The 12,032-nt window shown below is 39.5% G+C and carries 7 protein-coding genes; all 7 read right to left on the bottom strand.

Annotated features, from left to right (window positions below; all coding sequences use genetic code 11):
• Positions 1-190: 190 nt before the first annotated feature.
• Positions 191-3,319: a hypothetical protein gene (locus FJ366_02305; GenBank protein MBM3894405.1), complete on the bottom strand. Its 3,129-nt coding sequence runs from the start codon at positions 3,317-3,319 to the stop codon at positions 191-193.
• 241 nt (positions 3,320-3,560) lie between these two features.
• Entirely contained in the window at positions 3,561-4,076 is a 516-nt protein-coding gene (locus FJ366_02300) for a hypothetical protein (protein MBM3894404.1), read from the bottom strand.
• 133 nt (positions 4,077-4,209) lie between these two features.
• Positions 4,210-5,346, bottom strand: coding sequence for a tRNA-guanosine(34) transglycosylase (locus FJ366_02295; GenBank protein MBM3894403.1), 1,137 nt, complete (start codon positions 5,344-5,346; stop codon positions 4,210-4,212).
• Positions 5,339-6,019, bottom strand: coding sequence for a queuosine precursor transporter (locus FJ366_02290; GenBank protein MBM3894402.1), 681 nt, complete (start codon positions 6,017-6,019; stop codon positions 5,339-5,341). Before FJ366_02290 ends, FJ366_02295 begins: the two co-directional genes overlap by 8 nt.
• A gap of 108 nt (positions 6,020-6,127) precedes the next feature.
• Complete coding sequence (locus tag FJ366_02285) at positions 6,128-7,777, bottom strand: hypothetical protein (protein ID MBM3894401.1); 1,650 nt, start codon at positions 7,775-7,777, stop codon at positions 6,128-6,130.
• Positions 7,778-7,931: 154 nt separating this feature from the next.
• The gene (locus FJ366_02280) at positions 7,932-10,259 is read right to left on the bottom strand and encodes a hypothetical protein (protein MBM3894400.1); all 2,328 of its coding nucleotides are present in this window, start codon (positions 10,257-10,259) and stop codon (positions 7,932-7,934) included.
• Between the two features lie 86 nt (positions 10,260-10,345).
• A complete protein-coding gene (locus FJ366_02275; GenBank protein MBM3894399.1) occupies positions 10,346-11,941 on the bottom strand; it encodes a hypothetical protein in 1,596 nt (531 codons plus the stop codon).
• Between the last annotated feature and the right edge of the window lie 91 nt (positions 11,942-12,032).

Below are 12,032 nucleotides of genomic sequence, written 5' to 3'. Positions count from 1 at the left end.
TAAAAACAAAAACGCCGGAAGAAACAGAGTTTGCCCTGCAAGCACTTATTCAGAAAGATTTGTGGATCGAGTGCAATCGGCAACTTGTCTTGATCGGCCAAAATGGGTGTTTGTCTACTCGGGGATGCGGTCTGGCGTGCGAAATAAAAAAGCGAGGCTTTTTAGGGCCTCGCTAATCGTTTTGTTTTTCTTAGAGTACTGGGATGAGTGGTTGCTGTTCGTCAAACGATCCGGCAAACGTTTTTTTAGGTGTTGGTTCTTCATCTTCTTCAAGGAATGCTGTTGCAAGAGCCCATGGAATAACGATAGCAATTAATTTAGCTATTCCGTACACGGTTTTTAATGCTGTTCCACGCATTGTTTTCTTATTGAAGATCGAAGAAATGTTATCATCCCCAAGAGTTGTCTCGGTTTGCTGAGGTGATTTTTCAAGTAATTCTTGTTGTTGAAGCATGCTCCATCCACGGTTAACACCTAGGGCATGAACGAATTTTTTGATAAAGACGCTGTATACAACTGCGGCACCTTTTTCGTGTACCATGCGTTGCATTTCACGTGTTGCAGGAGCAAGCTTTTCTGGGTTTTCAATTAAGTTTTCTAAAATCTTTGGCAACATTTCGGGAGCCATAAGAAGTTGCGATGGATTTTGTTCATATGTTTGAAGTACGATTACAAATCCAAATAATGCTTTTACCAACGTTTTTAAGCCGTTTTTAGCAGTCAGGAGACCTTCGTATGTTTCGGAGGTGATGATGTTGTGCTTGAGCGCAAAGTTCAATACAAACAAAGAAATTTTAGCACCAGAGTTGGCAATAAATTTATTTTTTGTGACCGCCAGGGAGGTGATACCGGCTGTTGCAAGACCTTTTGTTGCAAGGTTAGCAAAAGCTCTTTTTGCATAATCAAACCCAGCTTCTTTTGCAGAGGTAAATGGTGATGCTTGTTGAAAAGTTTTTTTATCAATCCATGTTTTTTTACCAAATTGAGTTGCGATTCTTCCTGGAGTGAGGTGATTTGGGTCAAATGATCCGGTAGCATGGAAACCAGTATCTCCTTGAAGGGTGGTTTCGTCTGCGTTAGGGATGACAGCTTCATCTAAAGTTTCAGGAATTGCTCTTTTTTCTTCATCAGAGAGATTTGTTCGGTTTACGCTAAATTCTTTTTTACTGAGGCATTTTGAACGATCAGTGTTGTCAAACCCTTCGTAGGTTTTTACGGTAGCTGTGGTAATACCATTTGCCGTTGCAAATTGTTTGGTTACAAAACGAGGTTTTGGTAATCGTACATACTGTTCTCGAGATTCACCGTCAGCAAAGTTGTCAACGATTTTTAAGAAGCGTTGTTGACCAGGCTTTCTGAAGAAGAGTGTTTCAAACCAGGTTTTATGTTTTTTATTGTCATCCGAATTAAGATCGAGATTTTCGTATGAACGAGTTTGTTCATTACCAAAAACAACATTAAATGATGTATTAGCTGGATCCTGGAATTGTTTCCATGCTGCAGCGGTAAGACCTGTTTTGTATCCGATTTCAGCAATTTTACTCAACCATTGTTGATTTAAAAATGTTTTCCAAAAAACACTGTTTTTTGGCGTTAGTTTTTTTGCCAAAGCGCTATCAAGAGGTTTGACCAGCGCAAGTCCCACCGATCCGACGCCCATGAGTCCGGAATTTAAAACATTATGTTTGTCTTTTGTGAAAAGCGATGAAATACTTTCAAAAACAAAAGGTTTTTTGTGTTTTAAATACGCAATCCATGCAAGGGCTGGAAGTATTTTTGACGTAACCAATGATGCCGTAGCGCCACCGATAGGCCCAAGGTGTTTAGCAAGAGCTTCTTGTGGAATTTGTTGGTGAATATTACCATTCAGAGCGATCGAACCTGCGGGAACAAGATATGGTGCAATTTTTAAGCCTGCACGTACTCGCCAATCTTGCGCAAAAAAATCATAGGCGAGTTGTAGCATTTGGGTGTCTTGAAATTGTTCAGAAAACTCTTCAAGGTGAGCTTGTTTGTACAAATAAGTTGTTGGGTGAAGAGCGAGAAGCTCAAGAGCTCGTGCTGCAAGTCCGGAGTTTGAACGTTGCCATTTTCCAGAATCGTTTCTGTAGCCAACAGTTCCAAAAAACCAGTTGATGATGCTGTTGGGTAGTTTTTGAGCAAATTGATTGTGCAGTTTGCAGATGTCAGCAGCTCCAAAGGCTGTTGAGGAGAGAAGAGCGTATCCAAGACTTTTGTTTGCTTCGCTTTTCTTTTTTTCAATTTCAGCTTTAAAGATATTTTTAAATTCATAAAGAGAGATCCCTTGTTGATTAAAATAGGTTAAAAATTGTGATCTCCAGCCAATAACGTCTTTAAGCTCAATATGATCTTCTTTTTTTTCTTGGGTTTGATTTGTTTTTTTAACCAACTGTTCAAAGTATGAAACATCTACGACAGGATCGTAGAAAAGGGTATTCCCAAATGCTGCTATTTGCAGGGCTTGCATTTTATTGGCGAATAATTTTTGTAAAATTAATGCGTTATTTTCTTTGATTAATCCGTTGATCTCTTCAGCCTTAACATCAAGTTCGGCTAATGAAGCAAGAGCTGCTTCTCTAAGTTTAAGGGCTGCTGAAAGTGTATATTTTCTTTTTCTAACTTCATTTGCTCGCTCAACGACGGCGGCGATTTCGTCAGCTTGTGTTTCTGGATCAAGGACTAAAAGAGCCTTAAGGTTTTCAAGTTTTGTGATTTGTTCATGAATTTTAGTTTTTTGTTCGTGAGCTTTGGCTTTGTCTGAATTCATGCTAAACAATTGTTGCTTGAGAGCTTCTTCCATAGACGATTGGTCTGGCATACCTGCTTGAGGTGCAGCGGCAACACTTTCAGGAGTAGCGATAACATTTTGGGGTTGTCCCATTTGTTGTTGTGCAATCATGAATTCCATCATTATTTTCATTGTTTCATAGAATGTGCGCGCTTGTGCTGGCGTGAGAGCTTGAGCTTCTAATTTTGTGATGATCTGAGCTTTTGCTTCTCGCGCAGATTCTGCAGTCATAGACATTTTTTTTAATAATTCTGCGAAATTTTCTGGCGCTTCGGTTTCGTCTACAAAAAGAAGGGCAATCTTACCGCCTTCTGTTTCTTGTAGATCTGCCAAAAATTGTTGTTGTTCTTCAGTATAGTTTCTTTCGATTTCCAGCAATGATTTTTCTAGGTATGCTCTGATTGCGCTTATTTGAGCCTCCTGATTTTGAGCAGGGGTTTGTGCTGATTGCACAAGTCCACAGGTCGCAAGAACAAGAAGAAGTATCGCTTTGAGATTTTTTGTTAACATTACACACTCACTTTTATTGGTTTTTCACTGTTTTTAACGTATGAATCAATAGTAGCAGGGTGAAAAAAAAGCATCAAAAGGGAATGTGTATATTTATAAAAAAGAGTTATATTTCGTTAAAATTGCTGTTTTTTTAAAAAATCATCAATTTTTAAGTAAAACGTTTCCATTTGGCGAAATAAAAACTCTTTTTTAATTAATTTGCTTAGTATTCGAGTTGTTTTGGTTAAGCGGTTGTGTTTTAGACGAGTTGGCGTACCGCGTAGTATGCGTAGGCGTGGCCATGTCCGTTATGAGCCTGAGAGATGACGTGCGATGTTTTGCTTGAAGATTGCAGTGCCATCGGAGAAACAACATCGATAATGAATTGATTTTCAAGAACCTGAAAATTCAAGTGTGTGTCAGAGTCGTAAAAGCTTATTTTAATAATGGTTCCTTCGGTCCCATTTTGTGCTGGCTTGGTTTTTCCTAAGCTGACGTTTGAAATAGCCTTGCTGCCAGATTTCATCTTTTTAGTTATTTCTTGTTGATTTAATGAATCTGCAGGAAGGTTTGCAAAGGTAATAATACATTGGTTGTTGTTTGTATCAATTACATAGTCATCGTTATCAAGTGCTTCAGAAAACATAAGCCTTATTTGATCAGAACTTCTCATGCGTTCTGTGTTGATAGTATTGAGCGAAAAGGTTTGTGAGCAGAGAGTGACTTGGAAAGTTGCAACACCGCTGAGCAATAATAAAACAATATGCTTTTTCATGAAAAAATACGCTCCAGTAACTAGCTAAAAACTGCATCTGCCAACACTCTAACCGTATCAATTTTTGTTACTACCAGTCAATATGGTTAAAAAAGCGCAGGGTTTGACGCAGTCTTTTTTTTGCTACCTGGCACTATATTTCGTCAAGCAAGATTTGTTCGCGGTATTTTTTCATTAAATGTGTGATGAAATAGACATTATGAATAGTTGCTAACGTGTATGCCGAAAGTTCATGTGCTTTAAAAAGGTGGTGTAGATATGCAATGGTGTAGTTTTGGCAGGTGTAGCAACCGCAGGAAGAAGAAATTGGTTCAAACTTTAAGTTATTTCCTGATCGAAGAATGTTTAAGTCACCATTTTCTGTGAATAATTTGCCATGTCGAGCACATTTGGAAGGATGTGAGCTATCAAATGTATCAATTCCAAGAGGAATCGACGCGTGAATTGATGGTAAGTCAGCAATCCCCAGGAGGTGATTTGGTTTGTCGTAGGGCATGTGAGGCATAAGGTGTTGAAGCATAGCAATCATTTCTTCGCGGTTTTTTCCAACACTTCCACCGATTGCAAATCCATCAAATGGATGTTTTTTTAAGATCTCAACACTTGTTTTGCGAAGTTCCGGGTCAATTCCGCCGTGTACAATACAGTACAGCGCTTGGTTGTTAGGATTTTTTTTGTGTTCGATGAGAGATCGTTCTTCCCAGCGATGAGTTCGGTCGAATGATTTTTTGAGTGCTTTTGCGTCAATATGGTAGGGGGGGAGTTCATCAAATGATAAAATGATGTCCGCTCCAATTTTTTTTTGGGCTTGAATCGATGATTCTGGAGTGAGCTCGATGAGCTTTCCATCGCGATATGAGCGAAAAGTTACACCTTTTTCGGTGATTTTCATGATGCTATTGTTATGACTTTTTGTTCCCTTGCTTTTAATTTCGCTGGCAACGCCACCGTACATTAAACTAAAAACCTGAAATCCCCCAGAATCGGTGATGAGTGGTTGTTTGCGGTTCATAAACGAATGAAGTCCGCCTCCTGCGGCAACAACATCTGCTCCTGGTTGTAGCATTAAGTGGTAGGTATTGCAAAACATCAGTTGAACGTTGCATTGCTCGAGCAGTAAGGCGTCAACGCCTTTCATGGCGCCATTTGTGCCAACTGGGACAAAGTTTGGAGTATCGATTATCCCGTGAGGGGTAATTATCTGCCCAACGCGGGCGCGTGATTTTTTTGATTGGTGGATAATTTTGAATTCAAAATATTGGTTAGTCATGTGTGTCTCGTTTAAAAATGAGAGAGTAGCTGCCTGCGCTCAAAAACGACATGGCAATAATGAGAAAAAATTTTACAAATAAGCTCGAAATAATAATGTGGGGTACGCTTGCTACAATTCCATAGAGTCCTAGGTAGCTAAAAGCAACCGTGTCAAAAGTTTGGGAAAGAGACATGGTAAGAATATTTCTGAGAACAAAAAAACGTTTTTGAAGGGTTGTGGCCAATTTTCCATAGATAAATCGTTCAAGATGATTGGTTATAAAATCAATAATAATTGAAGTGATAGCAATCCGAGGCATCGGGGAAAAGAGGGTTGTATAAAAACCATGGGTTTCATCAAACATGTTTGGGGTGTACCACAGGTGAAATATTCCCAAGAAAAGAGTTGCAATTGATGCAAAAAAAGCAATTGTGATTGCTCGGCGACTTTCGCCGGCTCCAAATTCCTCTTGCAGGAGGTTGAGGCCAACAAGTTGTCCAATCATAAATACATCTGTGCAGGTGACGTGCAGTCCAAACAGATCGATTTGTTTTAAAATGAGCAAATTTGCCAAAATTCCACAGAGTGCAATAAAGGTTACCAGCAAGTCTTTGCCATAAGAAAAAGTGGCAAAAACAAGGCCAACTACCGTAATTGCGTGAATAAAAAGAATTAATTCGTTAAAAAACATGCTTTTTTATACAAAAGAGAGGGATTTATCTTTGTATGATACGAAAAAAGGGGAGCTTGCTCAAGCTCAAGGCAAGAAGCTCCCCTTTTTTGTTGGTTTTGACTGATGTTATAACGTAAGGCTCGATTCGGTATTGCTGGTTGCGTGTTCGTGGTTTTTTGCAATTGCGTCAAGAACGCTATTGAGTCTGCCGGAAATGGTTGTGTTGTTGTTGTACAGTCTGTGTGCAAGGTTTGCGTAATGATGACGTTCAAACATGTAGGTGTTGCGTTCGGTTTCCAGGGAAATGATTTCTTTTTCTTGTTTGTCTACGCGAGAAAGAGTTGTTTCGTATTTAAATGTTGTGTCATTGAGCATTTTTGCAAGATTTTCTTTCGAAATTTCAGCATCAGCAAGTTTTTTTGAAACAGTTTTAAGCGACGATGCAAGCGCATGCGACTCGGTGGTTTTTTCGGCTAAGTCTTTTTGTGTTTTGCTGACCAATGAACGCAAGTGAGCTTGAGATGATTCGAGCTGGCCAACTTTTGCTTCCATTTGTTTTGCGTTGTTTTGAGCTGTTTTTAGATGATTTAACAATACTTGTTGAGCTGCTTCTTCTTTGTGTAGTGATGCTTTAAGATTGTTGCAATGTTTTTCAAGAACAGAGAACGCAAGGTCTTTGGCTTCAACAATTTTCTTTGAGCGATTGAATTGGTCTTTTGTTGTTGCAAGATCTGCTTGTAATTGTTTCATCATTCGTGCTGATGCAAGTGAATTTTGAGCGGTGGTCGCTTGGTATTCTTTTTTGAGTCGTGCAATTTCAATATTAAGCGATTTAAGCTCGTTTCCTTGTTTGAGATCTTTTGCCGTGCGTGATTTTATTTCAAGCTCATTGCGTGCAATTTCTTGTTGAGCTCGTTCTAATTTTTGATCAAGGCTTTGAATTTTTTTGAGCGATTCTGCCAAGCGTTGGTGATGAGATGCTTTTGAGCCAGCGGTTTGTTTGCTGACTTTATTGATCGCTTGCTGGAGTGTTTTAAGTTCGCGTTCTGTTTGAGGTGTGTAGCCTTGTTTTGAAATAAATTTTTGCGCAAGAGTAAGTTGCTCTCTGACCATACTCAATTCATTTTCTGTTTCGTAGCAAGCGTCAGTTGCCAGTGAAAGTTGTTGTTTTGTATTTTCTAGGTCTTTTGAAAGATCGTTAAAGATGTCATAAATTTCTTTAGTGTAAAAAGTTTCGTTATCTTTGAGCGCTTGTTCAAGAATTGCAACTTGTTGACGAGCAGCCCCTTCGCTGATGAGTCCATTTTGTTGTGAAACTTCGCTGGCGATGAGTTTGCTTTGAAGTTTTTTTACTTGTGCAGAGAAATTTTGTTGAATTGATTGAAAGCGTTGATCGAGTTCAAGATAGGCCTTTTCAAGGTTGTTTCTTGTAGCAAGCGCTTCGTACAGGCTTTTTCTGATCGCTTGAAGTTCTTCGAACAACAATGAAATTTGATTATTTTTTTCTGCAGTAATTTTGTCATGCACATATGTTTTTTTTGCAAGTTCGGTGTTCCGTTCTTCTAGACTCTTTTTTTCTGCTTGCGTAAATGAGAGTAAATGAGCAATTTTTTGATTTGAACATGAAAGTTGAAATTCAGCGAAGTCTTTTGCTGTTTGCATGTCGTGAAGAGCAGATTCTGCTTTGAATAAATCAGCTTTGTAGTTGGGTGTTAAAGCCAAAAGTCCTGCACCCCAAGATGCGAGAGAAAAAAGAATACGATTTAAGTGTTTCATGGTTTTCCTTTTTTATGGTAACAACATGCTACCCGTGCGGTTGCGTATGTGGTAAGGCTACCGTTAGTTTTTGATTAAAAGCAAGAACGTACTTACATTCTTGTGTTTGCAAATAGGTACATTCTCTGAGCGTCATACTCTGAGCGTCATAGTGTTAGCGCCATTCTTTTACAGGCGCGTGTAGTAGTAGAGGAGGTTTATTGCCTGTTGCTATGTCATGAAGAATTTTTTTGTTGCGTGTGATAATCCAAACAACTTGATCAATTGTTATTTCGCCTTTAGTTGGTATGTATCGCGTCAAAATTCTTTGATGTATTGGCATTAAAAGTGATTTGGTGGCATAGGTTATTTCATCTAATTTTTGTATTCCAACGTTAGCAGCTAGCCTAGAGGTTCTGCCGTGTCTATAAACATAATCTGCAAGGCTTTGTATTGAAACAAGAACTACGGCGAGTAAAACTTTTAATTTTTCTACAGGTTGATTAGGCTTCATGTTTGTTTTTATGTAGTTAATTATGGTGTTAAGATGTTCTCCTGAATTCTGATATGTTTCCTTTAGCTGATAATCAGAGCCGAAATTTTTGACAAATGAAAGGTCTCTAATCGGATTGGTTGCTTCTTGGTATTGAGATGGGATAAATGGCATCACTCCTGGTGCTGTTGGTTGAATGTATGGGATTATACTAAGGTTTGGTCCTGCCGGCGTGCGATCTACGAGTCGAGTGGAGGCTGCAAGTCCTGAGGTTGAAGCAATTCCAGATGCTGTTGCAAGTCCGGCAGCACCAGCGGTTGCAAGAGTCGTATCACTTGCAAGGCGAGCAGCTTGGTCAGTGAGCCGAAGGTCAGTCACGCGAGTTGCAACTGAATCAAGGTCTTTTCGAGTAAGTTGTTCTCTGAGCGTTGAAAGTTGATCTTGTGTGCGTTGATCTTTTAATGCTGCAAGTTGAGATTCGGTACTTCTTTGAAGGTCTTCGATTTGTCTTCGTGCTTCTACTAATTCTTTTTTTGTTTCAGAATCTTCTGGTTCTTTGTCTTCGATTCGCTGGATCTCTCTTTGCATGTCGTTAAAATCTGCGGTCAGTCGCTCGTTGATATCAGATAGTTTTTGTAATTCGGCCAGAAGTTGCTGATTTTCTAATTTTAATTCTTGCAGCGCTTTTGAATCTTTTGCAGGTGTTGCCACAGTAATTGCCGAAGTTCTGCCAAGATATTTTACAACCTCTTCTTTGAGTTCTGCGAGTTGTTTTTTGAGTGCAATCATTTTTGAATCAAACTCTTTTGATGATTTAAGTTGAGTATATATTTTGACCAGCTGTTGTTTGAGGAATGAAATTTCCTGATAAACCTGTGGGAGCTGGGTAGTGAGTAGTTGCTGCAAGAGAGCAAGCCGTGCTTTGAGCTGTGTTACTGGGGCTTGGCTAGATGATTTTAATGATTCCATAGCTTGAGTAAGTGAAACAACTTCCGATTCTTTTTGTTTGAGTTGTTCTTGGATTGCTGTAGCAGCTTTTGTTAATTCTTTTTGAGCTGCGAGTTCTCCGGTAAGTTCGACAACTTGTTTTCTGATTTGTTCAGTTGATGCAAGATCCCGGGCTTGCTGATCGATTCTTGCTTGCAGTGTATTTGCAAGCGAGACTTTTTCTGCGAATGCTTTTGCTGCGCGTTCTGCTTGTGCTGTTTTAGATAGGATTATTGCTCTTATTGCTGGAATGTTAGTTTTTAATGAAGCGATAGCTCTTTCAAAATCGCTCTTGATTTTTAAGAGTTCTTCGGTATCAATACCACTGCCCAAAAGTGCATCTTGCTGGTGCTCAAGCTGTGCGTGTTGGGCTGCAAGTTCTTGTTTGAGGTGCTCCATTTCTTCATCTTGATGGGTGAGTTTTTCGTTTGCTGCTTCAAGTTGTTTTGTTAATTCTGTTGTTGCATCATCTGTGGAGCTTGAGCCCGAAGCTGCAGCGGCTTGCAATTCAGAAGCTTTTTTTTCAGCAGCAGAGAGTTTTTCTGCCAGCGCTTGTTTTTCGCGTTCAAAGGTTTCAAGTTCTTTTTGTTGGCGAGTTGTTAATTCGGTAAGGCGATCAACTTCGTCGGTACGTTTTTCTGAATCGGCCGCTTCTTTTTCGGTTAATGCTGTAACTCGTTCTGTTGCTGTGGCAAGGTCTTTTTGTGATGCTGCTAATGCGTCTTGAGCCTTTTTGAGTTCTTGTTGAGCTGTTGTACGGGCAGAATCGTTTTCGAGTAGTTGTTGTTTTAATTTTTCTAAAAGGGTTTGTAGCTGGTCAATTTTTTCACCTTGGTCTCTAATCTGACGTTTTAATTTGGCGGTAAAATCTTCGGTCATACCAATTTCGGGTAACGATGAAATCGCAGGGTCGGTTCCGGCTGTGAGTGTTACATCGGTTCTTCGTTCGCTGAAACGTGGAGCAAAAATCGAAAAATTGATTAGTCCCAAAAGTACGAGTAATGGAATTTTTGTGTTCATCATATTTATTTTTTCTTTATAACATTTTTGATTCAAAAAATCGATTTGAGTATATGGTCTGCAAAAAAATGGTTACAAGACTTTAGATTTTAGAAATTGCAGCCAATATTAAGCCATAATTGATAGTTTCGCATGACAAGTTCTTTTGGAGATCCAAATGAAATCTGAAGTCCTGAATTAATAAAAAGATTACTGTCATCAGAAAGTGTTATTTTTTGTCCAAAACTTGCAAAAAGTTGATAATAAAAAAGTGTTGGGTGGTTGAGGTTAAGATCTTTATTATTAATCTTCTTTTTACACATATTTTGTCCACGAGCGCCGGTGGTAAGTGGTGTGAGCGTTGTTGTTCCGGATACAATCGAAGTTTCTCCTGTGGTTTCTGGGAGAGCTCCTGCGGTGCGGGGGTACATTCTTCCCTCGATATAAAAAGCAGGGGCAGATGGATTATTTGATGCGCCGGTAAAATTAATTGGATTAATAAATTTATTGGTAATCCCAAACGTATTATCGGTCCATGGGATAGTTGGTGTATTTTTTTCTTCTTCTTTGTATCCTGCGGAAATGCCACAATTTATGACGGTTGAATGTTTCTGGTACGACACAAGGGTAATGTTTTGAAGCGAGAGCCCTTGATTGATGTTAAGTGATTTTGGCAGCGAATTTACGGCAGGAGAGAGCCACGAGTCTGCAGGGACACCGTTTTGCAGTGATTGGTAATAATGCCACCACGAAAGATTAGCGATCGTTGGAATTCGCGGTTCATTTTTTGGAAAATTGTATCCGGCTATCGAAGTATTAGAAATATCCCATTGTGAGGAAATGGTTTTTGAAATGGTGAGGTTGGTTGTGCACCCTAGTCCCACATGCAGGTGCTTGGTTCCGATTTCTGGTGCAAAAATAAATTCATACGAATCGTCTGGTCCACAAGGAATTTGTGCACACCCAAAAAGGGTAACTCGATATGCGTTGGTGTTGAGCAGGTGGTGACCTGCAGTGATTTGAACTCGGTCAAAATGTGAACGTTTTTGCATTTGTTGCGGAATTTTAAGATGCGAAAGTCCATAACTGAGACTTTGTTCTGCGCCATTAAAAAAATCTTTAATCGAAATGATGTCGGAGAGATCTGTTTTTGTAACTTTTTCTTGTGAGTATACCGCATTAAGGGATCGTTTTTGGTGAACAAAGCTTACTTCAATTCGATAAAAACAATCATTGATGGGAAGGTCTAAGTCGTGGTGAAAAAGTAGATTAATGCCAGTTTCTTGTTGGTCGGGGGTAAAGGTAATTGTTGCTTGTGGACGGTGAATTGTTTCGTTGACTGCTTGAAGCGAATAGCTGTCGTGTGCCGTAAGAACCGAAATCATGTAATCGGAATTTACATCGCCCTTCAGACTTTCGGTAGTGACCGAAAAAATATTTGAATCGGATGGTCCCAATCCTGCGCCGATAAATTTGGGAGAAAAATTTTTGGAATAAAAAACCGATACTGCCGTTTTTATCGCGTGGCTTCCGGTATTGTTTTCAGAATGCAGCGAATTGATAGCACTTATCGATTGAGGGGATGCAAAAAAGTTTGGTCGAATGAGCGTGGTTGCATGATTAATTTCTGCAAAAGCAGATGATGCTCCGAAAAGAATATTAAAAAAAATAAATCTCAAGTGGGCGGTACGGGCAAAACCTGCCATATAAAACTCTTTTGGTTGGGGGAAAATATGGCGAGGGGAGTATAAAACCAAGTTGCGGGCGCGTGCAAGACACGGCTAAGAAAATGTACAA

It is taken from the genome of Candidatus Dependentiae bacterium, from assembly GCA_016871815.1.
Classification (GTDB): domain Bacteria; phylum Babelota; class Babeliae; order Babelales.
Note: the sequence above shows the minus strand (reverse complement) of the source record. Positions and strands in the feature narration are given on the sequence as shown.